Origin of the sequence: Novosphingobium percolationis (genome assembly GCF_020179425.1) — a bacterium.
Taxonomy (GTDB): Bacteria; Pseudomonadota; Alphaproteobacteria; order Sphingomonadales; family Sphingomonadaceae; genus Novosphingobium; species Novosphingobium percolationis.
The window spans coordinates 347,156-368,729 of record NZ_JAILYM010000004.1 but is presented as its reverse complement, the minus strand read 5'-3'; the positions used below and the strand labels follow the sequence as shown (position 1 = coordinate 368,729).

At 67.6% G+C, this 21,574-nt stretch carries 20 protein-coding genes; 14 read left to right on the top strand and 6 right to left on the bottom strand.

The window, feature by feature from the left end:
* Positions 1-2: 2 nt before the first annotated feature.
* Positions 3-578, bottom strand: coding sequence for a TMEM165/GDT1 family protein (locus K3A84_RS13125; protein WP_225009874.1), 576 nt, complete (start codon positions 576-578; stop codon positions 3-5).
* A gap of 351 nt (positions 579-929) precedes the next feature.
* Here K3A84_RS13125 and K3A84_RS13120 point away from each other — a divergent pair, with 351 nt between their 5' ends.
* Positions 930-2,324 (top strand): alginate export family protein, encoded by a 1,395-nt coding sequence (locus K3A84_RS13120; RefSeq protein ID WP_225009794.1) that lies wholly within the window; start codon positions 930-932, stop codon positions 2,322-2,324.
* A gap of 9 nt (positions 2,325-2,333) precedes the next feature.
* Here K3A84_RS13120 and ggt read toward each other — a convergent pair whose 3' ends face one another.
* Both ggt and K3A84_RS13110 read right to left on the bottom strand, forming a co-directional pair.
* Positions 2,334-4,094: a gamma-glutamyltransferase gene (gene ggt / locus K3A84_RS13115; RefSeq protein WP_225009793.1), complete on the bottom strand. Its 1,761-nt coding sequence runs from the start codon at positions 4,092-4,094 to the stop codon at positions 2,334-2,336.
* Between the two features lie 10 nt (positions 4,095-4,104).
* On the bottom strand, positions 4,105-5,136 hold the full coding sequence (locus K3A84_RS13110) for a quinone-dependent dihydroorotate dehydrogenase (RefSeq protein WP_225009792.1): 1,032 nt from the start codon (positions 5,134-5,136) through the stop codon (positions 4,105-4,107).
* A gap of 337 nt (positions 5,137-5,473) precedes the next feature.
* On the opposite strand from K3A84_RS13110, the gene K3A84_RS13105 reads away from it, so the two are divergent.
* The 12 genes from K3A84_RS13105 to K3A84_RS13050 all read left to right on the top strand — a co-directional run bounded on the left by K3A84_RS13105 (position 5,474) and on the right by K3A84_RS13050 (position 15,048).
* Positions 5,474-6,481 carry an AraC family transcriptional regulator gene (locus K3A84_RS13105; RefSeq protein WP_225009791.1) on the top strand — a complete coding sequence of 336 codons (1,008 nt, stop codon included), beginning with the start codon at positions 5,474-5,476 and terminating at the stop codon, positions 6,479-6,481.
* A 121-nt stretch (positions 6,482-6,602) separates the two neighbouring features.
* The gene (locus K3A84_RS13100) at positions 6,603-7,034 is read left to right on the top strand and encodes an SUF system Fe-S cluster assembly regulator (RefSeq protein ID WP_225009790.1); all 432 of its coding nucleotides are present in this window, start codon (positions 6,603-6,605) and stop codon (positions 7,032-7,034) included.
* Positions 7,031-8,536, top strand: coding sequence for a Fe-S cluster assembly protein SufB (gene sufB, locus K3A84_RS13095; protein ID WP_225009789.1), 1,506 nt, complete (start codon positions 7,031-7,033; stop codon positions 8,534-8,536). The genes K3A84_RS13100 and sufB overlap by 4 nt, the downstream gene beginning before the upstream one ends.
* Complete coding sequence (locus tag K3A84_RS13090) at positions 8,533-9,063, top strand: DUF559 domain-containing protein (protein ID WP_225009788.1); 531 nt, start codon at positions 8,533-8,535, stop codon at positions 9,061-9,063. Before sufB ends, K3A84_RS13090 begins: the two co-directional genes overlap by 4 nt.
* A 2-nt stretch (positions 9,064-9,065) precedes the next feature.
* Positions 9,066-9,437 (top strand): hypothetical protein, encoded by a 372-nt coding sequence (locus tag K3A84_RS13085; RefSeq protein WP_225009787.1) that lies wholly within the window; start codon positions 9,066-9,068, stop codon positions 9,435-9,437.
* Positions 9,424-10,167, top strand: a complete 744-nt coding sequence (gene sufC, locus K3A84_RS13080; RefSeq protein WP_225009786.1) for a Fe-S cluster assembly ATPase SufC — start codon at positions 9,424-9,426, stop codon at positions 10,165-10,167. Before K3A84_RS13085 ends, sufC begins: the two co-directional genes overlap by 14 nt.
* The gene (locus K3A84_RS13075; RefSeq protein WP_225009785.1) at positions 10,164-10,898 is read left to right on the top strand and encodes a SufD family Fe-S cluster assembly protein; all 735 of its coding nucleotides are present in this window, start codon (positions 10,164-10,166) and stop codon (positions 10,896-10,898) included. The genes sufC and K3A84_RS13075 overlap by 4 nt, the downstream gene beginning before the upstream one ends.
* A complete protein-coding gene (locus tag K3A84_RS13070; RefSeq protein ID WP_225009784.1) occupies positions 10,895-12,106 on the top strand; it encodes a cysteine desulfurase in 1,212 nt (403 codons plus the stop codon). The genes K3A84_RS13075 and K3A84_RS13070 overlap by 4 nt, the downstream gene beginning before the upstream one ends.
* Entirely contained in the window at positions 12,103-12,597 is a 495-nt protein-coding gene (locus tag K3A84_RS13065; protein ID WP_225009783.1) for an SUF system Fe-S cluster assembly protein, read from the top strand. Before K3A84_RS13070 ends, K3A84_RS13065 begins: the two co-directional genes overlap by 4 nt.
* 24 nt (positions 12,598-12,621) lie before the next feature.
* Positions 12,622-12,984 carry a HesB/IscA family protein gene (locus tag K3A84_RS13060; protein ID WP_225009782.1) on the top strand — a complete coding sequence of 121 codons (363 nt, stop codon included), beginning with the start codon at positions 12,622-12,624 and terminating at the stop codon, positions 12,982-12,984.
* 10 nt (positions 12,985-12,994) lie between these two features.
* The gene (locus K3A84_RS13055; RefSeq protein ID WP_225009781.1) at positions 12,995-13,660 is read left to right on the top strand and encodes a CerR family C-terminal domain-containing protein; all 666 of its coding nucleotides are present in this window, start codon (positions 12,995-12,997) and stop codon (positions 13,658-13,660) included.
* Positions 13,661-13,731: 71 nt separating this feature from the next.
* Positions 13,732-15,048 (top strand): oxygenase MpaB family protein, encoded by a 1,317-nt coding sequence (locus K3A84_RS13050; protein WP_225009780.1) that lies wholly within the window; start codon positions 13,732-13,734, stop codon positions 15,046-15,048.
* A gap of 4 nt (positions 15,049-15,052) precedes the next feature.
* Here the strand turns inward: K3A84_RS13050 and K3A84_RS13045 are convergent, their stop codons facing one another.
* Both K3A84_RS13045 and thrS read right to left on the bottom strand, forming a co-directional pair.
* Complete coding sequence (locus tag K3A84_RS13045) at positions 15,053-16,000, bottom strand: hypothetical protein (RefSeq protein ID WP_225009779.1); 948 nt, start codon at positions 15,998-16,000, stop codon at positions 15,053-15,055.
* Between the two features lie 294 nt (positions 16,001-16,294).
* Positions 16,295-18,286: a threonine--tRNA ligase gene (thrS, locus tag K3A84_RS13040; RefSeq protein ID WP_225009778.1), complete on the bottom strand. Its 1,992-nt coding sequence runs from the start codon at positions 18,284-18,286 to the stop codon at positions 16,295-16,297.
* A gap of 334 nt (positions 18,287-18,620) precedes the next feature.
* On the opposite strand from thrS, the gene K3A84_RS13035 reads away from it, so the two are divergent.
* Positions 18,621-20,756: a putative bifunctional diguanylate cyclase/phosphodiesterase gene (locus K3A84_RS13035; protein WP_225009777.1), complete on the top strand. Its 2,136-nt coding sequence runs from the start codon at positions 18,621-18,623 to the stop codon at positions 20,754-20,756.
* Positions 20,757-20,769: 13 nt separating this feature from the next.
* Here the strand turns inward: K3A84_RS13035 and K3A84_RS13030 are convergent, their stop codons facing one another.
* Entirely contained in the window at positions 20,770-21,543 is a 774-nt protein-coding gene (locus tag K3A84_RS13030; RefSeq protein ID WP_225009776.1) for a glucose 1-dehydrogenase, read from the bottom strand.
* Positions 21,544-21,574 lie beyond the last annotated feature (31 nt).

Here is a 21,574-nt window from a genome sequence, read left to right as displayed (position 1 = left end):
GGTCAGACCATCCCGGCCGTGCGCGCCAGCAACCACAGGCCAAGGCCCACGAACAGCAGCGCGGCGACCGTGCGCACAACTTTCAGCGGAACGCGGCGCAGCAGCGCTTCGCCCAGGAACACGGCGGGCACATTGGCAATCATCATGCCGAGCGTCGTGCCCATCGTGACCGCGACCGCATCATGGTACTGCGCGCCGAGCGCGATCGTGGCGACCTGGGTCTTGTCGCCGATCTCGACGATGAAGAACGCCACCAGCGTGGTCAGGAACGGGCCGAAGCGCGACGGCTTGGGCGCATCGTCCTCGTCCATCTTGTCGGGCACGAGCGTCCATAGCCCCATCGCGATGAAACCGAGGGCGACGGCGTAGCGGAAGGCGGGGCCGTCCATGAACCCGGCAACGGTCGCGCCCAGCAGCGCGGCGAGGAAGTGGTTGGCAAGCGTTGCGCCGAGGATGCCTGCGACGATCGGCAGGGGCTTGCGGAACCGCGCGGCGAGGATCACCGCGAGCAATTGCGTCTTGTCGCCGATTTCGGCGAGCGCGACGACCGCGGTGGACGTAGTCAGGGCTTCGAGCATCATGATGCGTATCCGGGGCCGGGCGAACCAGTCGAGACGAACGGCAACGACACCTTCCCGCCCGGCCGGACGAAAAGTGCGCTGCCATTGGTCTCGCCCGAAGATGACCGGCATTCCGGTCCTTCCTCGCCTGCGCCACGGCCTCTCGGCCGAGTATGTTGACGCGTTCGGGATCCGCGCAGGCGCGGATGGCTACTCCCCAAGTGACGTGGGGTCCCCTTAGGCGCGGATGCATATTTCGACAAGTCCCGCTTTCTAAGAAGGCACTGGCCTGTCATATGCGCGCCCGCGCCCATCGTGGGACCCCCACGCGGGGGACCGGGCACGCCAAAAAATCGCAGGAGAGCGACTGTGACCAACAGAGTGATCCTGTCCGCGCTGGCCGCGGCAGGCCTGACCGCAAGCCCCGCCGTCGCGAAGCAGGGGCCGTTGGCGCAGGCCCTGGGTGCGTCCGATGACTGGCAGGTCAGCGCCTCGCTGCGCGTCCGCCTCGATGGCATCGACAACCAGTTCCGCCCGACCGGCCCCGATGCCGATTCGATGATCTCGCTGCGCACCGACGTGCTGGCCGAATACGACGCCGGTCCCGTGCGCATCGGTGGCGAGGTGCAGGACAGCCGCGCCTATATGCAGGCGCCGAACTCCACCGCCGCGACGGGCGAAGTCAACGCGCTCGAACCCGTGCAGGCCTTCGTCCGCTTCGAGCTGGGCGATCGGGGTACGGGCGCCTTCGGCAAGGGCGCGAAGCGCGGGCACGGTCTTGTCACCCTTGGTCGCTTCACCATGGATCTCGGCGGCCGCCGCCTCGTCGCGCGCAACCGGTTCCGCAACACCACCAATGCCTTCACCGGCGTGCAGGCCGACTGGACCACCGCCGATGGCGCGCGACTGGTCGGCTTCTGGACGATGCCGCAGGTGCGCCTGCCCGATGCGGCGGCGGACATCGCCGACAACAAGGTCAAGTTCGACCGCGAATCGGGCGACCTCCAGTTCGCGGGGCTGGATGCGACGCTGCCCAAGGTGCTGGGCGGCAGCGTGGAGGGTTATGCCTTCCACCTTTTCGAACGTGACCGCCCCGATCTCGCCACGCGCAACCGCCGGTTGTGGACCGTGGGTGTGCGCCTGTTCGCCAGACCCACGGCGGGCAAGCTGGACCACGACGTCGAAGCTGCCTGGCAATTCGGCAAGGCACGCCGTTCCACAGGCGGAGCGGACCTGACCGATCTCGACGTCTCGGCCTGGCTGGTCCACGCCGAAGCGGGCTACACCCTGACCGGCGGCTGGACGCCGCGCCTGTCGGCGGTGTTCGATGCGGCGAGCGGCGATTCGGGCCGCGCGGGTCAATACCGCCGCTTCGACACGCTGTTCGGCGCGCGCCGCTCGGAATTCGGGCCGACCAGCCTGTACGGCGCGCTGGGTCGTGCCAACATCGTCTCGCCCGGCCTCAGGATCGAGGCTGCGCCGAGCAAGCGCGTGGACCTGATGGCCATGGCCCGCGCCGCCTGGGCCGAGAACGTGCACGACGCCTTTGCCAGCACCGCGGTCAAGGACGCCAGCGGCGCTTCGGGGCGCTTTGCGGGGTATCAGCTCGAAGGCCGCGTCCGCTATTGGCTGGTGCCGGGGCTGCTCCAGGCCGACACCGGGGCGGCGCTGCTGGTCAAGCGCGGGCTGCTGCGCGATGCGCCCAACGCCCGTGCCAACGGCAACACCGCCTACGGCTACGTCGATCTCAACCTGACGCTCTGACGGGCGCGGTCATTCGGCGACCGCGGCGCCCTCGCTGCGCGGGTCGCCCGCGCCGATCCAGCGCTCGCCCACGCGCACGATGGCGTTGGTCTTGAGCGGCATTTCGCGCGGGATCACCGTCGCATGACCCAGCGCCTTCAGCGTGGGGGCCATACCTTCCAGCGACGATCCCTGTTCGATGAACACCGCATCGCCCGGCGCGAAAAGCACGGGCAGGGCAATGGCACGGCCCACGGGCAGGCCCCAGTCGAGCACACCGATGATCGTCTTGATCACCTGCACCGGGATCGTCGCGCCGCCCGCCGCGCCCACCGCCATGACCAGCTTGCCATCGGGGCCGAACACCAGCGTCGGCGCCATCGAACTGCGCGGCCGCTTGCCCGCTTCGACGCGATTGGCGGTCGGCAGGCCATCCTTGTCGGGGGTGATGTTGAAGTCGGTCAGCTCGTTGTTGAGGAAGTAACCGTTGACGACGAGGCCCGATCCGAACGCGCTTTCGATGGTCGAGGTATAGCTTGCCGCATTGCCCTTGCGGTCGACGATCACGAAGTGCGAGGTGCCGTGTTCCTCCTGCGCCGGAGCGGGCGCGAAGCGCGCGACCGCTTGCGGCGGCGTGCCCGCGCGCACCGAGGGCATCGTCGCGGTCGGCGAAATCAGCGCGGATCGCGCGGCGAGGTAATCGGGATCGGTCAGCCCCTTGACCGGCACCGAGACGAAGCCCGGATCGGCCAGGTACTGGTCGCGGTCGGCATAGGCGAGCCGTTCGGATTCGGCGAGCAGGTGCCACGATACCGGGTTTTCAGGCCCGAGCGCCTTCATGTCGAAGCGTTCGAGCTGCTTGAGTACGGCGAACACGGTCGTCGCGCCGGACGAGGGCGGCCCCATCCCGCACACGCGCCAGACGCGGTACTGCCCGCACACCGGGTCGCGCGCGACTGCGCGGTAGCCTGCAATGTCGGCGGTCGTCATGGGCGCGGGATTCTTCGGTGCGGTGCCGACCTTGGCGGCGATCGTCGTGGCGTTGTCGCCTGCGTAGAAAGTGGCGGCGCCGCGCGCGGCGACCGTTTCGAGGAAATCGGCGAGCGCGGGATTGCGGATCACCGTGCCCACTGGCTTGGGCTGGCCGTCCTCGCCATAATAGAGCGCGCGGCCCGCCGGATCGAACGCGCCGGTGCCGGGAAAGCGCGACAGCATCTGGAACAGGCGCGGCGTTACCGCAAAGCCGTCGCGGGCGAGGCGGATCGCCGGCTGGAACAGCGTACGCCACGCGATGACGCCATGCTTTCCATGCGCCAGCGCCGCCAGCCGCAACGAGCCGGGCACGCCCACGCTGCGCCCGCCGGGGATCGCTTCCATGATCGGCAGCGGCTTGCCATCGACGAAGAACCACTGCGGGCCGGCCGCCGCAGGCGCGCTCTCGCGCCCGTCGATGGTATCGACCGTTCCGGCGGCGTCCGACATGACGAGGAAACCGCCGCCGCCGATGCCCGAGCTTTGCGGCTCGACCACGGTCAGCGCGAGCATCGTCGCGATCGCCGCATCGCTGGCAGATCCGCCCAGTCGCAGCATCTGCGCGCCCGCATCGGCGGCGCGCGGGTCGGCGGCGGAGACGAGCCCCCGCTCTCCCACGCCCGCGCTGTCGGCCTGGCCGATGTGCGGCGGGGCGGCGGCGACGGGCGGCGGCGGGGTGACGCCTTGGGGAGGCACCACGCAGGCGGTCAGGGCGAAAGGCGCGGCAAGCGCCAGCAGAGCGGTCGGGCGGAAGGTCATGCCGCCAAGGCTATTCGCTGCCGACGGCCTCGGCAATGCTGGTAAGCCCTTCGGCGCGCACCCTTTCTGCCAACCCCTTGACGATGCGCCGCGCAAGGCCGGGTCCTTCGTAGACCATGGCGCTGTATATCTGCACGAGGCTCGCGCCCGCACGGATGCGGTCCCACGCATCGTCGGCGCTGGCGATGCCGCCCACGCCGATCAGCGGGATCTGCCCGCCGCTCGCCTTGCGGAATTCGCGCAGCCGTTCCAGCGCCATCGCCTTGAGCGGTTCGCCCGACAGGCCACCTGTTTCCCCGGCGTGGCGCGATCGCAGGTTCGGGCGCGTGATGGTGGTGTTCGACACGATCAGCGCGTCGAGCCGCTTGTCGAGCGCGATCCGGCAGATCGCATCGACATCGCTGTGGGCGAGATCGGGCGCCAGCTTGAGGAACACCGGCGTCGGCTGTCCCCCGCGCGCCTCGATCACCGCGTCGAGCAGTTCGCCCAACGCGCCTTCGTCCTGCAAGGCGCGCAGGCCCGGCGTGTTGGGCGAGGAGATGTTGACCGTCAGGTAGCTGGCGAGCGGGGCCATGATGCGCGTCATCTGCGCATAGTCGGCCACGCGATCGGCCGAATCCTTGTTCGCCCCGATGTTCGCGCCCAGGATGCCGGGCTTGCCCGCCCGCTTGCGCAGCCGCGCCGCCACCTTGTCCGCGCCGTCGTTGTTGAACCCCATGCGGTTGATCACCGCGCGGTCCTCCACCAGCCGGAACAGCCGCGGCTTGGGATTGCCTTCCTGCGGGCGCGGGGTGACGGTGCCGATCTCGACGAAACCGAAGCCCAGGTCGAACAGTTCGTCGGCCACCTCGGCGTTCTTGTCGAAGCCGGGCGCCATGCCCACGGGGTTGGGAAAGACCAGCCCCGCGACGCGCTGCGCCAGCTTGGGCTCGGGCTGCGCCCGCCCGCCCAGCGGCATGGTCTTGAGCGCGGCCAGCGTCAGCTTGTGCGCCGGTTCGGCGGGGATACGGAATAGCAGGGGCCGGATGGCTTGGTAGAGCATGGGGTGGCGCGGTCCATCGCGAAGGGGAGGCAGGCCCCTATCGCGGCTGCCCCGCGTCAGGCCAAGGCACAATTGTAACCGAAATATCACTTTGATCGCGCGGGCCCGAGAAAACTTTCCTGCTGTTGCACGCATGCCACCGATTTTGTCGAATCCGTACAATTCCCGAATCATTTCATCGCATAGACGGGCCTTGCGACCCGAAGGGCTCGGTGCAGCGATGTATCGGGTTCTCGACTTTAGGGCGGCCGTGCCCCTGGCGCGGCCGCCTTTTTTTGTTGCCCTCACGGGCATTTGCTTGACAGCGACCGCCGTTTGGCGATTGGCTGGCAAGGCAATGGGGCGTGCAAACAATCAGGCTGCGGCCGCGCTGGCGGATCAGGCGCAGGAATTCGAACGGCGCCGTGCGGCGCTGGCGAAGATGCCGCTGACCAATCCGGCGCTCATCCATCTCGAATACCTCCCCGCGCCCGAAGCGCTGGCCCCCTTCATCACCACCTTCTTCCATTTCCGCTGCGACGAATCGCTGATTTCCGACGTGCGTCCCGCCAGCGCAGGCCTGCTGGCCTTCTTCCTGCGGGGCGAGGCGCAGCTGTTCGTGCGCGATGGCAACGTCGATTCCAGCCACCAGGCGAGTCTGGTGACCCCGCTCTCGGCGGCGGCCCCGATCCTGGTCGATGGCCCCTGGCACGTGTTCGGTGCCGCCATCAGCCCGATGGGCTGGGGCGCGCTGACCGGCGGACTCTCGGCGGCGACGCACGCCAACCGGTTGCTCGATGCGGCGGACCTGATCGATCCGTCGCTGGCCATGTTTGCGGCGCGCCTCAAGGCGGCCTACAATGCGCCCGGCTGCGCGGCGGGCGATCCGCCGGGGCTGACGGCGGACGCGATGGTCGAAATGGCCTCGGCGGCGCTCCGCCCCTTGCTGCGCGACGTGCCGCCCGCCCATGCCAAGCTGATCGCCACGGTCGCCGAATGGCTCGGCGGTGCGCTCTCGCCGATGGTCGAGGATCTCATGGCGAAGTCACCGTATTCGCCGCGCCAGTTGCAGCGCCTCGTCGATCACTATTTCGGCCTTCCGCCCAAGCAGCTCGCGCGCAAGTACCGCGCGTTGCGCGCGGCGGCGCTGCTGGGGCACCCCGATACCCCGGCAGACCAGATCGCGGTGGTCGAGGACCAGTTCTACGACCAGTCGCACATGATCCGCGAACTGCGCCTGTTTGCCGGCCGCACCCCGGCGCGGCTGGGCGATAGCGACGCGCCGGTGCTGTCGGCCTTGCTCGATCTGCGCAACTTCCGCGAAGTCAGCCCCAGCTTCGCCGCTATGCCGAGCGATTTCGCCTGAACCAAAGGGCCTGACAAAAGCGAGGGGTGGCAGCGCCTTGCCTTTGCGGTTCCCCGCGCCTAGATAACCGGAGCAATCCGGTCTGATTTGTTGAGTCGGACCTTTCACCCGGGGCAATCCGATGCGGCTTTCCAGCATGGCAGACTATGCCGTCGTGGCGATGAGCGCGGCCGCGCGCCATTGCGGCCAGCCGCGCGTCAATGCCCAGCAACTGGCCGATGAAACCGGCCTGCCGTTGCCCACGGTGCAGAAGCTGGTCAGCAAGCTGTCCGCCGCCGGGCTGATCAAGTCGGTGCGCGGCGCTGGCGGCGGGTTCAAGCTTGCCCGGCCCGCCGCTGCGATCACGCTGGCGGATATCATTGAGGCGGTCGAAGGCCCGATTGCACTCGCTACCTGTTCCATCCATGGGCGCAACGACTGTACGCTGGAAGCGGCCTGCACCGTGCGCCCGCACTGGCCTGTCGTCGATGCCGCCTTGCGCGGCGCGCTGGCTGGCGTCTCGCTGGTCCAATTGGCCCGCCCCATGATTTCGAGCCCAGAGTTGACTGCATGAGCGACAATATCCTCAACCAACCCGTGCAGGACGAGCCTGTGAAGGACCAGGCCGCGCGCGAGGCTGCGGCCCGCGTCGCCGAATACGAACACGGCTGGGTCTCCGACATCGAGCAGGAGTACGGGCCGAAGGGCCTGTCCGAAGACACCGTGCGCTTCATCTCGGCCAAGAAGGACGAGCCGGAGTGGATGCTCGAATGGCGGTTGAAGGCCTATCGCCACTGGCTGACGATGCCCACGCCCAACTGGGCCAAGCTGTCGATCCCGCCGATCGACTACCAGGAGGCCTATTACTGGGCCGCGCCCAAGCAGAAGAAGGCGTTGGGCAGCCTCGACGAGGTCGATCCCGAGATCCTGCGCGTCTACGAAAAGCTCGGCATTCCGCTGGAAGAGCAGAAGGTGCTCGCTGGCGTCGAAGGCGCGCGCAAGATCGCGGTCGATGCCGTGTTCGACAGCGTTTCGGTCGCCACCACCTTCCGCAAGGAGTTGGAAGCGGCAGGTGTGATCTTCCGCTCGATCAGCGAGGCGATCCGCGAATACCCCGATCTGGTCCGGCGCTGGCTGGGCAAGGTCGTGCCGATGCACGACAATTACTTCGCCGCGCTGAACTGCGCGGTCTTTTCGGACGGCACCTTCGTCTACATCCCCGAAGGCACGCGCTGCCCGATGGAGCTGTCGACCTATTTCCGCATCAACGCGGAAAACACCGGCCAGTTCGAACGCACGTTGATCGTGGCCGACAAGGGTTCCTACGTCTCCTACCTCGAAGGCTGCACCGCGCCGCAGCGCGACGAAAACCAGCTCCACGCCGCCGTGGTCGAACTGGTCGCGCTCGACGATGCCGAGATCAAGTATTCCACCGTGCAGAACTGGTATCCCGGCAACGCCGAGGGCCTTGGCGGCATCTACAACTTCGTGACCAAACGCGCGCTGTGCCAGGGCGCGCGCTCGAAGGTGTCGTGGACGCAGGTCGAAACCGGCTCGGCGATCACGTGGAAGTATCCCTCGTGCGTGCTGAACGGCGAGGATTCGGTGGGCGAATTCTACTCGGTCGCGGTCACCAACAACCACCAGCAGGCCGATACCGGCACCAAGATGATCCACAACGGCAAGGGGTCGCGCTCGACCATCGTGTCGAAGGGCATCAGCGCAGGCAAGTCGAACAACACCTATCGCGGTCTCGTCCGCGTCGCGCCGCAGGCCGAAGGCGTGCGCAACTTCACGCAGTGCGATTCGCTGCTGCTCGGTGCGGAATGCGGCGCGCACACCGTGCCCTACATCGAAGTGCGCAATCCCAGCGCCACGATCGAGCACGAGGCGACCACCAGCAAGATCTCGGACGACCAGCTGTTCTACGCCATGCAGCGCGGACTTGCGCAGGAAGACGCGGTGGCGCTGATCGTCAACGGTTTCGCGCGCGAGGTGCTGCAGCAGCTGCCGATGGAATTCGCCGTGGAAGCGCAGAAGCTTCTCGGCATCAGCCTTGAAGGATCGGTCGGTTGAAGAAAACCCTTACCCTGCGCCCTGCCGGCCCCGCGAATGTCGCCCCCGGCGCGAACCCCAAGCGCGCCATTTCGGCCTCGCGGCTCGATCGCATCCACGATGTTGCACGTGAACAGCGCCGCTTTCCGACCGAGGCCGAACAGGCGCTGTCGGCTGCACTGGTCGAAGCGTTCCCCGCGCTGCTGTTCAAGCGCAAGGCGGTAGCAGGTTCGGTGATCGCCGATTTCCAGTGCCGCCAGCGTCCCATCGCGATCATGCTGGGTGGCGATCCCGCGCTCGCCGAGCGCGCCGACCGCCAGCTTGCCGAACAGAAACTCACCGTGCTGCGTTTCGACCCTGAAGCCGTGCTGGCCGACGTGGCGGGTGTGGTCGCACAGGTGCGCGCCGCCGTCACGGCGCTGACCCGGCCCGCGCGTCCGGTCCGCTCGTTCGGCGGTCCTGCGCGTGGCGGTCCCGGCGCCAGCTATGGGCAAGGCCGCCCGTCATCGGGTCGCCCTGCCGCGCGTCCGCGAGGCCCTGCGCGGTGATCATGCTTGCCGCCCTCATGCTTGGCGCCGACGTGCCCGATGCCGCGCCTGCGCTGGCGGCGGTGAAGACCTGCAACCGCAGCGACATGCGCGCTATCATCCGCGACGAACCGCACCGCCGCACCCAGTTTGCAGCGGGCGCCTATGCCGAACAGCGCGCCATCGCGCAGGAACGTGCGACCCTGCTGGCGACACCGCCCAGCGGCGCGAGCGGTCAGGCGACCACCACCGCCGCGCTCGCCCAGCTCGATGCCCGCCAGAAGCAGCTCGACGACGCGCGGGCCATCGAACGCAGCTGGCGCGACCTCTTCGACGAGGTCCGCGCCGATTATCTTGCCAATTGCACCACCGGAAAACGCAATGCTGAAGATTGACAACCTCGCCAACGAAGTCGCGGGCAAGCCCATTCTGAAGGGTCTCTCGCTCACCATCAATGCGGGCGAGATTCACGCGATCATGGGGCCGAACGGCGCAGGGAAATCGACGCTCGCCTACACGCTCGGCGGCCGTCCCGGCTACGCAGTGACGGGCGGCTCGGTCGATTTCGATGGCGCCGACCTGCTGGCGATGGAGCCGCACGAGCGCGCCGCTGCGGGCCTGTTCCTCGGCTTCCAGTATCCGGTCGAGATTCCCGGCGTGTCCTTCGTCCAGTTCCTGCGCGAAGCGGCCAATGCCCAGCGCAAGAGCCGTGGCGAAGCGCCGCTGTCGGGCGGAGAGTTCCTCAAGCTGGCCAAGGAAAAGGCAGGGCTGCTGCGCATGGACATGGACATGCTCAAGCGTCCGGTGAACGTCGGCTTTTCGGGCGGCGAGAAGAAGCGCGCCGAGATGGTGCAGATGGGCATCCTCGATCCCAAGCTGGCGATCCTCGACGAGACCGATTCCGGCCTCGACATCGACGCGCTGCGCATCTGCGGCGAAGGCATCAACGCCATCATGCGCAAGCCCGGCAAGGCGGTGCTGCTGATCACCCACTACCAGCGCCTGCTCGATTACGTGAAGCCCGACTTCGTCCACGTCCTGGCCAATGGTCGCATCGTCCGGTCAGGTGGAGCGGAACTGGCGCTGGAACTGGAAGAGAACGGCTACGAGGCCGTCGTCGCATGACCGTGGCCACGCTTCCGACCCGCCGGGACGAGGCGTATCGTTACGCCGACATCGCCGCGCTCGAAACGCTCTGGCCGGTGGCAAGCGAACGCATCGTGCTGGGCGCGGGCGAGACGGCGGCGCTCTCGATCGTGGTCGATGCCGCCGGGCCGCAGGCGCGCGATATCGAGATCGTGCTGGGCGAAGGCGCGGACTACGACCTGCGCGTGCTCAACGCCGGGCGCGCCTATGGCCGCGTGGCGGTGCGCGTGACGCTGGGCAAGGGCGCCAACTTCCACTTCGGCGCGGCGCAACTGGCGGGCGGCAACCAGACGCTCGAGATCGTCACCGAAGTCATCCACGCCGAGCCTGACGCCACGTCGAACCAGGTCGTGCGCTCGGTCCTCGCAGGCCACGCCACCGGCACCTATCTCGGCCGTGTTGTGGTCGAGCGCGGAGCTATCGGCACCGACGGCGAACAGTCGATCCGCGCCATGCTGCTCGATCGCACCGCGACGGCCAATGCCCGGCCCGAACTCGAAATCTATGCCGATGACGTCAAGTGCGCCCACGGCTGCGCGGTCGGCGAACTCGACGCACAGGGCTTGTTCTACCTGCAATCGCGCGGGCTTCCGCCTGCCGAGGCCAAGAAGCTGATGCTCCAGGCCTTCATCGCCGAAGCCTTCGTCGGCGCTGCCGACGAGGAAACGCTGACGCACGCGGCCATCGCCGCGCTGGAGGGCCTGCTGTGACCACCGATACGCTCACCCGGCTCGACCAGTGGCCCGGCCTCGTCAACGCCGATGGCCAGCGCTGGCACTATCTCGACAGCGCAGCCACTGCGCAGAAGCCGCAAGTCGTGATCGACGCGGTCACCCGTGCGCTGGGTGCGGACTACGCCACCGTCCATCGCGGGGTCTATACGCGCTCGGCGGAGATGACGCTCGGCTACGAAGCCGCGCGCCGCCGCGTCGCCGCGCTGCTCGGTGGCGAGGACAGCGAACTGGTGTTCACGCGCGGCGCGACCGAGGCGATCAACCTCGTCGCGCAGAGCTGGGGCCTGGCCAACCTCAAGCCGGGCGACCGCGTGCTGCTCTCGCAGCTGGAGCACCATTCCAACATCGTTCCCTGGCAGCTGATCCAGCAGCGCACCGGCCTTGAAATCGACGTCTGCCCGCTGACCGCGGACGGCAGGATCGATCTCGACGCGGCAGAGGCCATGCTGACCCCCGCGCACAAGCTCGTTGCGCTGGCGCACGTCTCGAACGTGCTCGGCTCGGTGCTCGATGCCAAGCGTGCGGTGGAACTGGCCCATGCCGTCGGGGCGAAGATCCTGCTCGATGGCTGCCAGGCCGTTGCCCGCCTGCCTGTCGACGTGAAAGCGCTGGGCTGCGACTTCTACGCCTTCTCGGCGCACAAGCTCTATGGCCCCACCGGCATCGGCGCGCTGTGGGCGAAGGCGGAGATCCTCGACGCCATGCCGCCCTGGCAGGGTGGCGGCTCGATGATCGACCGGGTCACCTTCGAACGCACCACCTGGGCGCCCGCGCCGCAGCGCTTCGAGGCGGGCACGCCCGCCATCGTCGAGGCGATCGGCTTCGGCGTCGCGGCGGACTTCGTGGCAGGCCTCGGCCTTGATGCCATCCATGCCCACGAAGCGGAACTGGTGCGCAAGGCGCGCGCCGAGCTGTCGCGCTTCAACACCTTGCGCCTGTTCGGGCCGGAGGAAAGTGCCGGCATCGTCAGCTTCGCGCTCGATGGCGTGCACCCGCACGATCTCGGCACGATTCTCGACGAGGAAAACGTGGCGATCCGCGCGGGTCACCACTGCGCGCAGCCCCTGATGGATCATCTGGGCGTGCCTGCCACCGCGCGCGCCAGTTTCGGCATCTACAGCGATGAAAGCGATATCGCCGCGCTCGTGCGCGGCATCGAGAGGACGATGAGGATCTTCGGATGAGCGACGAAACCCGCAAGTTTGCGATCGAGGAAGTGGAAGGCGTCGAAGCGCCCCGCCGCGTGTTCGTCGAGGACGCCGTTGAAGAGACGCCCAAGGAAACCGCCGCCGAAAAGCTCGAACGCAAGCGCGACTACCTGGACGGCTTCCTCGCCGAAAAGCCGCAAGGGCAGGCCGAAGGCGAACCGGGCGGCGCGATCTACGAAGGCGTGATCGCCGCACTGCGCGACATCTTCGACCCCGAAATCCCGGTCAATATCTACGACCTTGGCCTGATCTACGGCGTCGATGTCACCGATGATGGCCACGTCGCGGTGACGATGACGCTGACCACGCCGCACTGCCCGGTGGCCGAATCGATGCCGGGCGAAGTCGAACTGCGCGTCGGCGCGGTGCCCGGGGTGCGCGATGCCGACGTGAATCTCGTGTGGGATCCGCCTTGGGACCCCCAGAAGATGAGCGATGAAGCCAAGCTCGAACTGGGAATGCTGTAAGCGCATCCTATATTGGAACACGCCATGACCGAGACCAAGACCATCCGCCGCCCGCGCCCCGCCGCCGTTCTCCTGACGCCGAGCGCCGAGGCGCGCGTTGCCACGCTGATGGCGAGCGCACCCGAAGGCGCAATCGGCGTCAAGCTGTCCACGCCGCGCCGCGGGTGTTCGGGCCTCGCCTACTCGGTTGATTACATCACCGAAGCCAACGCGATGGATGAGCGCATCGAGACGCCCGGTGGCCTGTTCTTCATCGATGCGGCTTCGGTACTCTACCTGATCGGCAGCACGATGGACTGGCAGGAAGACGATTTCACCGCCGGTTTCGTGTTCCAGAACCCCAACGCCAAGGGCTCCTGCGGCTGCGGGGAAAGCTTCACCGTCTAACCCTCTGATCGTGGGGCAGGGGGAACAGCAGGCAGCCAGCAAGCGCGGGGGCTATCGCAAGGGCGAGGAATCGCGCCAGCGCATCCTGGAAGTCGCCATCGCCGAGTTCGGGCGCGTCGGCTATTCCGCCGCCACCACTCGCGCCATCGCGCAAGGGGCAGGCGCGACTTTGCCCGCGCTGCAATACTACTTCGGCGGCAAGGAAGGCCTCTACCGCGCCTGCGCCGAGGAAATCGCCGCCCGCTTCGTCGCGCTGACCCTGGACCCCGCGCAGGCCGCGGCCGAGGCGCTGCTTGCGGGCGAGACGAATCTGCGCGCCGCGCTCAAGCGCACCATGGCTGCCGTGGCGCGCGCGATGACCGGAGCGGATTCAGCAGGACTTTGGGGCGCTTTCGTCAGCCGCGAACTGCTCGCGCCCGGCCCGGCCTTCGATGTCATGCTCGAACGCCTGTTCGCCCCCGGCATCGACCTGATCGCCGCGATGATCGCGCGCATCCAGGGCCGTGAGGGCGCCGACGAGCCAGCGCGCATCCGTGCCATGCTGATGATCGCCAGCCTCACCGCCTTCCAGTCCGGCCGCGCGGTCGCGCTGCGCGTGTTCGGCTGGAACGACGTGGGACCGGGCCAGCTTGCCGCGATCACCGCCGCGCTCGATGCGGAGATCGACGCGCTTTAGGGAAGAGGCTTGAAATTCTATCGAGGGATAGGTATTTGATCCGGACGGCGCGACCAGACGGAGCCAGCCCCATGCCTATCCCCATCGCCGAGTTGCGGCAGAAGATCGAAGCCCAGAAGATCGACAACCCGGCGATGTACGGCACGGTCGATTTTGCGTTCCACCCCGAACGCCTGCTGGACGGTGATGTCGCCAACAGCGAGTTGCGCGCCTACCCGGACGTTGCCGCAAAGCTACTGCAGAACCGCGAGCTGATGGACCGCATGGCCGCCTACACCATGATGGGCGATGCCGTGGCCGATCCCTATGCCGCGCTGATCCCCGAACTCGGCTTTCAGCGTCTCGTCGCCATGCTGGTCGAGGCTTGCGACAAGGGTGTCGACAAGGTGGAAGGTGCCCCCGCCGAACTCGTCACGTTCATCCGCTCGATGGAAGCGACGCCCTCGTGGGTCGACATGAAGCTGGTCGAGGAAGGCGCACGATTGCAGCGCGTCGCCTTTGCCAACTTCGCGCCCTGGGCCATCCGGGGCGCGTTCATCGCCACATTCATGAACAAGTATGCGGCGCTGCCGATGGCGCTGACGGGCACGCTCTCGAACAAGACCGCGGCCCGGCGGATCAAGGAAACCGCCACCTTCTTCGGCACGTCGGTCCTGCCCGGCGCGCTCACCCGTTTCGGTCCCGGTTTCAAGGCCGCCGCCATGGTGCGCCTGATGCATTCGATGGTGCGCTTCAACGTGCTGTCGCGCGGGCGCTGGGACCAGAAGGTCTATGGCATTCCCATCCCGCAAGTGGACCAGATGCCCGCCGGCCTCATCTCGGATTTCCTCATCTCGTCCAAGGTGTTGAAGGAAGGCCGCGAGGACTTCACCCCCGAAGAACGCGCCCAGATCGAGCTGTCGCGCTACCGCTGCTTTCTGCTCGGCTTGCCCGAAGACCTGCTTGCCCAGACACCGCGTGGTATCGTCGATGCGTGGAACGCCCGCGCGCTCACCTTGCGCACGGGCTTTGACGAGGAAACTTGCGGCGGGCTGCTGCGCGCGACGATGGAGGCAGACCTCGTCGATGCCACCACCCCGGCGGGCAAGGTGCGCGACCGCCTCGAACGCTCGTTCGCCAAAGTCTATTTCATGCAGAACTTCTGCGATGGCAGCGAACAGACCGCCGCCAGCTTCGGCGTGAAGATACGCCCGATCGACAGGATGCGCGCCGCCGCCGTGGGGCTTACCCTGATGGGGCAGGTCCAGGCCTATGGCGTCGCCGCGAAGACGCCGGTCGTCCGCCACCTCGCCGACCGGCGACTGGTGGGCAAGGTGCGTCGCTACCTCGGCGGCCTCGGCCACGCCGAATTCACCACCGACGCCGCCAAATACAAGCCCGCCGCCTGATCCTTCAGGCTTCGGGCCGCATCACGAAGCGCAGCAGCGCCTGCTCCAGCGGGTCGAGCTTGTCGTCGGCGTCGATCTGCGCATCGAGCCACAGGCGCTCGGTGTCGGTCACGACATAGTCGGCGCGCGCTTCGGCCACCGAATGCCCGCCCAGACCCTTGCGCCCGAAACCGCCCTCGCGCACCGCCGCGCGCAAGCCGTTGGGCGCGGTGCGCGCCATGCGCACCATGAACCGTCCGGCGTGGCCGGAGCGATCGTCCATGAACGATTCGAGCTGGCCCGCGCGCTCGCGCGTCAACTGCTCGGGCCGCTTCCACCCTTGCAGGAAGTTGCCCACCCCCTGCACGAACAGCCGCTCCCATTCGGGCGCGTTGTCGCCGTCGAGCGTCGCGTCCTTGATGCGGAACAGCATTTCCGCCTCGGCCTGCGTCACGTGCGCCGGGCCGCTGCCGCCGCTGGAGAATATCACCCGCCGTAGCAGCCTGCACTCGGCGGCGCCCATCGACCCAGCGGACAACAACCCGCCGTCGCGCGTCGGCCCGCTGCCCAGCACCACGGCCTTTTCGATCTGCGCCAGCGCATATGCCTTCAGCTTTTCCGGGCAGTTGAGCGCTTTTTCCAGCACCCGCACCACCAGTTCCAACTCGGTCATGGTGTCGAGCCTGCCGTCGTGGTCGATCTTCTGGATCAGCCAGTCCGCCGTATCGGCGTCGACATAGCCGCGTGGGGCACAACCATTGACGACGAACTCGCCGACCGCCTCCACCACGAAGTCGCTCCACTCGGCCGTATGCTCGCGGACATGGGTGTTGATGACCAGAATCGCCTCGGCCTCGTCCGGGCTGACGATTCCGTCCGGCCAGACCACGCGCCGCAGCGCCAGCACTTCTTCGGCACCAATCACCCCATCGGTCACCGCCCGCTCTGCAATATCACGAAAATGATGCGACATCGGATGCCCCGGAGATTCGAAAGATGCTCCGTAGAATGCCTTGGGGGCGGTTAACGATGCGTTTGGGATGAAGAAAGCAGGGATTTACCATCCCTTCACCCTGTTCACGTCTTCCGACGATCGGGGGCGCAAACCGAAGCCATGGCGCACCAAATCTCCATCATTCCCGCGTAGGCGGAAACCCAGAGCGCCATGTCGAGACACCCCGCAACGCCTCCTTCCACGCAGCATCTGCGCCGGAAGACGTCTCGGGAGCCCGAGGGTTATAACCCTCGGACCTGCCCTTCTACGTTCTTACCGAAGATCCGGCGCCGCAGCTTCCGCCGTCAGAAGCGCAATCGCCTCGTCGAGCGAAACGAACTTCTGCTGCTGTTCGCCCAGCGTGCGAATCGCAACGGTGCCTTCCTCGGCCTCGCGCTTGCCCACCACCAGCAGGTACGGGACCTTCTGCAGCGAGTGCTCGCGCACCTTGTAGTTGATCTTCTCGTTGCGCAGGTCGCTCTCGACGCGGATGCCCTCCGCCTTGAGCTTGGCCACGGCCTCGAGCGCGTAGTCGTCGGCGTCCGACACGATCGTCGCCACCACCGCCTGGACCGGCGCGAGCCAGGTCGGCAGCTTGCCGGCGAAGTGTTCGATCAGGATGCCGATGAAGCGCTCGTACGATCCGAAGATCGCGCGGTGCAGCATCACCGGGCGGTGCTTTTCGCCGTCCTCGCCGATGTAGCTGGCATCGAGCCGTTCGGGCAGCACGCGGTCCGACTGGATCGTGCCGACCTGCCAGGTGCGACCGATCGCGTCGGTCAGGTGCCATTCCAGCTTGGGCGCATAGAACGCGCCTTCGCCCGGCAGTTCTTCCCAGCCATAGGCTTCGGTGGCGAGGCCCGCGCGCACCACGGCTTCGCGCAGTTCGGTTTCAGCCTTGTCCCACATCTCTTCGCTGCCGAACCGCTTTTCGGGGCGCAGCGCGAGCTTGATCGAATAGGTGAAGCCGAAGTCCTTGTAGATACGGTCGGCCAGTTCGCAGAACGCCTGCACTTCCGAAACGATCTGGTCTTCGCGGCAGAAGATGTGCGCGTCGTCCTGCGTGAACTGGCGCACGCGCATCAGCCCGTGCAGCGCGCCGTGCGGTTCATTGCGGTGGCAGCAGCCGTTTTCATAGAGGCGCAAGGGCAGGTCGCGGTACGACTTGATCCCCTGGCGGAAGATCAGCACGTGCGCCGGGCAGTTCATGGGCTTGAGCGCCATCCAGTCCGCGTCGTTCGAAACGAGCGGGCCTTCCTCCTCGGTGTTGGGCACTTCGTCGGGGATGACGAACATGTTCTCGCGATACTTGCCCCAGTGGCCCGATTGCTCCCACTGGCGCGCGTCCATCACCTGCGGGGTCTTGACCTCGCGGTAGCCCGCATCGTCGATCGCGCGGCGCATGTAGGCTTCCAGCTCGCGCCACACCTTGTAGCCCTTGGGGTGCCAGAACACCGACCCGTGCGCTTCGGACTGGAGGTGGAACAGGTCCATCTCGTTGCCCAGCCTGCGGTGGTCGCGCTTGGCCGCTTCCTCAAGCCGCGTCAGGTGCGCGTCGAGCTGCTTCTTGTTGAGCCAGCCGGTGCCATAGATGCGGCTCAGCATCGCGTTCTTCTGGTCGCCGCGCCAGTACGCGCCCGAAACGCGCGTCAGCTTGAACGCGGCGGGATCGAGCCTGCCGGTGCTGGCAAGGTGTGGCCCGCGGCACATGTCGAGCCAGTCGTCGCCCGACCAGTAGACGGTCAGCGGTTCATCGCCGGGCAGTTCGGCGGCCCATTCGGCCTTGAACGTCTCGCCCTGCTGCTTCCAGCGGCTGATCAGCTGTTCGCGGCTCCATTCCTCGCGGCGCAGCGGCTTGTTGGCCGCGATCAGCGCGCGCATCTTCGCCTCGATCGCGGGCAAGTCCTCGTCGGTGAACGGACGGTCCTTCGGCGCGAAGTCGTAGTAGAAACCGTCGTCGGTGCTCGGACCGAAGGTGATCTGCGTGCCCGGAAACAGCGCCTGCACGGCTTCGGCCAACAGGTGCGCGAAATCGTGGCGGGCGAGATCGAGCGCATCGGCCTCGTCCTTCGCCGTCACCAGCGCCAGCTGCGCATCGGCGGTCAGCGGGCGCGTGATATCGCGCAATTCGCCATCGACGCGCGCGGCGATCGCCGCCTTGGCCAGGCCCGGCCCGATCGCGGCGGCAATGTCCGCCGGGGTGGTGCCGGGGGCGACTTCGCGCACGGAACCGTCGGGCAGGGTGATCTTCAGAAGCTCGGACATTTCTACTCTCTGATCGTTTGCCGCGCTTTGGCACATCGCCGCGCGCGCCGGAAGGGCTGGCGTCGGGGGTAAGATCCGGTCCGGGAGGGAGCGCCACCTGCCCGGCCCGGGGCGGCGGCGTCGAACGGCAGCTAGCGCGAACGACCCCGCCCCCGGCGCGCCGGGATGGTGGTAGTGGTCGCTGTCGTGGCGCAAGGCTTGTTCACACCATCTTTCTAGCGCCGAATCGTGGCGGAGTCATTACGACCGAAACGGCGGATTTCCCGGCGTTTGTGACGATTCGATGACCCGCTTGCCGACCAAACCTTAAGGTCCGCGTGCCTATCCAGCGCACATGGATACCCGCAGCCCATCCTCGCCGAGCGCCCGCTGGCGGCGCCTGTGCACCCCTTGGCGCGGCGTGCTCACCAGCTTCCATCGCCGGATGACCGTGGCGCTGGTTGCGATCCTCATCGGCATGATCTGCCTGCAGATCGTCTCGCAGCAGCGCGCGCTCGAACTGCGCCGCGAAAGCGCGCACTATCGCGAAGCCTCGCAGCTTGCCGAACGCGCCCGCCGCCTCAGCAGCGAGGTCGATTCGTTCCGCCTCGCCAGCATGGCGCTGGTCGCCCCGCGCTCGCGCGGGGAGGCCGAAGAAGCGCGCAACGGGTTGACCGACGCGGCGATCGCTATCGCCAGTGCCTCGAACGCGCTGGCCAGTGAATCGGCGGGCAGCAGCGGCGGGATGCGCGTCGATCGCCTGCTGGTCGAAGGGCTCGATGACGTGTCCGCGCCGCTGCTCGCGGTCGAGCCGGGCCAGCCCCTGCCCGCGCAGACGCGCGTCGTGTCAGAACGCTACAACGCGCGCATGGCCGCCGCGGCCGCGCAGCTGGAGCGTTCGATCTCGCATCGCCGCGATGGCACGTTCGCCAATCTCAACCGCCTGATCGATGGCTGGCATATCATGGTGGGCCTGTCGGGGGCGCTCGTCGTGTTCCTCGTCGTCGCGATTTCCGTCGATCTCGTTGGCAACATCCTGCCCGCGTTGCGCCGCGTCCATGATGCCCTGCGCCGCCTGGCCGAAGGCGATCTCGACGTGCGCATCGCGCCCTCGCGCCTGCGTGAGATCAACGATCTTGCCACCGCGCTCGAAACCTTTCGCGTCAATGCCCGCGCGGTCAGCGGCCTTGCCTTCACCGATCCCGGCAGCAACCTGCCCAACCGCCGCGCCTTCATGGACCGGCTCGACGCCATGCTCTCGGATAGTGCCGAGGCGGTGCCGTGCCGGGGGCGGTTCGTCGTGCTGATCGCCGATGTCGACCGCTTCAAGTACATCAACGACGACTACGGCCACGCCATCGGCGACCGCCTGATCGCGCTCGTCGGCGCGCGGCTAGGCGCAGCGATGGGGCCGGATGCTTTCGTCGCACGGCTGGGCGGCGATGAATTTGCCGTGCTCGTGCCGCTGGAGTCAGAGGGTAGCCCCGCCATGGTGGCACAGCGACTGCTGGGCGTTGCCGCCACGCCGTTCGACTGCGGCGATTGCCAGATCGGCATCACCATGTCGGCGGGCTACATCGACGTGGGGTGTGACGACGCCGGGCGCTGCTGTCCTGCCAGCGCGGATGATCTGCTGCTGCGCGCCGACCTTGCGCTCTATGCTTCCAAGCACAATGGCCGCAACGGCGCGACCCCGTTCCGCGAGGCGCTGCTGGCGGATCACGAGATCGAACGCGCGCTCGAACGCGACCTGTCGAGCGCGCTTGGCGGCGATGGCTTGCGCATGGTGTTCCAGCCGATCCACCCGGTGTCCGGCCCGCCGCAGGAAGTCGAGGCGCTGGTCCGCTGGGAGCACCCGATCCACGGCACGGTGCCGCCTGCGCGCTTCATTCCCGCCGCCGAGCGCAGTGGTACCATGACCGCGCTCGGCGCGTGGATCGTCGAACGCAGCCTGTCGCATCTGGCGGGCTGGCCGGGCCTGCGGCTCAGCCTCAACCTCTCGCCGCTGCAGTTGCAGCAGGACGGCTTCGTCGGCCTGTTCCTCGATGCCTGCCGCCGCCATCGCGTCGATCCGCACAGGATCTGCCTCGAAGTCACCGAATCGGTCTCGATCGAGCGCAACCGCCGCGCGCTGCTCACGCTCGAACTGCTGCGCGAGGCCGGGTGCCGCATTGCGCTCGACGATTTCGGCACCGGCTATTCCTCGCTTTCGCTGTTGCGCGGCTTCCGCTTCGATCGGCTCAAGCTCGATCGCGAGCTGATCGTCGATCTGGCGCAGGACGAAACCTCGCGCGCGGTGTTCGAAACCGCGGTGGCCATGGCGCTGCGCATCGGCGCGCAAGTCGTCGCCGAAGGGATCAGCGACGCCGACCTGCTCGACGCTGCCGCCCGCGCGGGCTGCACCCATCTTCAGGGCTATCACTTCAGCCGTCCGCTCGAGGCCGCGGACGTTGCTGCCTACTTCGCCACGGAGATGGCGCAGGTGGCGTGACCCACCGGCGGCCTCAACCCGCCGTCACGCCCCCATCGACCACCATCTCGCTGCCGGTCATGAATGCGGCCTTGTCCCCTGCCAGGAACACGATCGCGTTGGCCACGTCCTGCGCTTCGCCCATGTGGCCCAGGGGGTGCATCTGGGTGGCGACGGTGCGCGCCTCGTTGTCGCCCATCCCGGTCAGCCCGGCGAGGCCATGGACCACCGCATCGCCCATCTTGGTGTCGATCACGCCGGGGTGGACCGAGTTCACGCGGATCTTCTGCGGTGCCAGTTCCAGCGCCGCGCCCTTGGTGAACAGCCGCACCGCGCCCTTGCTGGCGTTGTAGCAGGCCGCGCCAGCCGAGCCGACCAGCCCCGCCATCGACGACAGGTTGATCACCGAAGTGCCACCTTTCCACATGGCCGCGCGCTCGGCCAGCAGCGGGATGGCCGCGCGGGTGCCGAGGAACACGCCTTCGACGTTGACGCGGTGCAGCTTCTGCCATTCGGCCAGTGTGGTTTCCACCAGCGGCTTCATCAGGAACAGCCCAGCATTGTTGACGAGGATGTCGAGCCCGCCCGCCTCGGCGCGCAGCCAGTCGATCGTCGCGGCCCAGTCGTCCTCGCTGGTCACGTCCTGCGCGCGCGCCAATCCGCCGATCTCGGCGGCAAGGTCTTCCGGCGCGGCAAGGTCGGTCACCGCCACTTTCGCGCCCGCCGCCGCCAGCGCCCGCGCCGTCGCCGCGCCGATCCCGCGCGATGCCCCCGTCACCAGCGCAATGCGTCCCGAAAGCTCTGCCATTCCAAGTCCCTCTCTCTGGTCTGTTTTGACC

Bases quoted from the DNA above. Each gene is read 5' to 3' on its own strand.
- K3A84_RS13125 (WP_225009874.1), bottom strand. From the start codon at position 578: ATGCTCGAAGCCCTGACTACGTCCACCGCGGTCGTCGCGCTCGCCGAA.
- ggt (WP_225009793.1), bottom strand. From the start codon at position 4,094: ATGACCTTCCGCCCGACCGCTCTGCTGGCGCTTGCCGCGCCTTTCGCC.
- K3A84_RS13110 (WP_225009792.1), bottom strand. From the start codon at position 5,136: ATGCTCTACCAAGCCATCCGGCCCCTGCTATTCCGTATCCCCGCCGAA.
- K3A84_RS13105 (WP_225009791.1), top strand. From the start codon at position 5,474: ATGGGGCGTGCAAACAATCAGGCTGCGGCCGCGCTGGCGGATCAGGCG.
- K3A84_RS13100 (WP_225009790.1), top strand. From the start codon at position 6,603: ATGCGGCTTTCCAGCATGGCAGACTATGCCGTCGTGGCGATGAGCGCG.
- sufB (WP_225009789.1), top strand. From the start codon at position 7,031: ATGAGCGACAATATCCTCAACCAACCCGTGCAGGACGAGCCTGTGAAG.
- K3A84_RS13085 (WP_225009787.1), top strand. From the start codon at position 9,066: ATGCTTGCCGCCCTCATGCTTGGCGCCGACGTGCCCGATGCCGCGCCT.
- sufC (WP_225009786.1), top strand. From the start codon at position 9,424: ATGCTGAAGATTGACAACCTCGCCAACGAAGTCGCGGGCAAGCCCATT.
- K3A84_RS13075 (WP_225009785.1), top strand. From the start codon at position 10,164: ATGACCGTGGCCACGCTTCCGACCCGCCGGGACGAGGCGTATCGTTAC.
- K3A84_RS13065 (WP_225009783.1), top strand. From the start codon at position 12,103: ATGAGCGACGAAACCCGCAAGTTTGCGATCGAGGAAGTGGAAGGCGTC.
- K3A84_RS13060 (WP_225009782.1), top strand. From the start codon at position 12,622: ATGACCGAGACCAAGACCATCCGCCGCCCGCGCCCCGCCGCCGTTCTC.
- K3A84_RS13050 (WP_225009780.1), top strand. From the start codon at position 13,732: ATGCCTATCCCCATCGCCGAGTTGCGGCAGAAGATCGAAGCCCAGAAG.
- K3A84_RS13045 (WP_225009779.1), bottom strand. From the start codon at position 16,000: ATGTCGCATCATTTTCGTGATATTGCAGAGCGGGCGGTGACCGATGGG.
- thrS (WP_225009778.1), bottom strand. From the start codon at position 18,286: ATGTCCGAGCTTCTGAAGATCACCCTGCCCGACGGTTCCGTGCGCGAA.
- K3A84_RS13035 (WP_225009777.1), top strand. From the start codon at position 18,621: ATGGATACCCGCAGCCCATCCTCGCCGAGCGCCCGCTGGCGGCGCCTG.
- K3A84_RS13030 (WP_225009776.1), bottom strand. From the start codon at position 21,543: ATGGCAGAGCTTTCGGGACGCATTGCGCTGGTGACGGGGGCATCGCGC.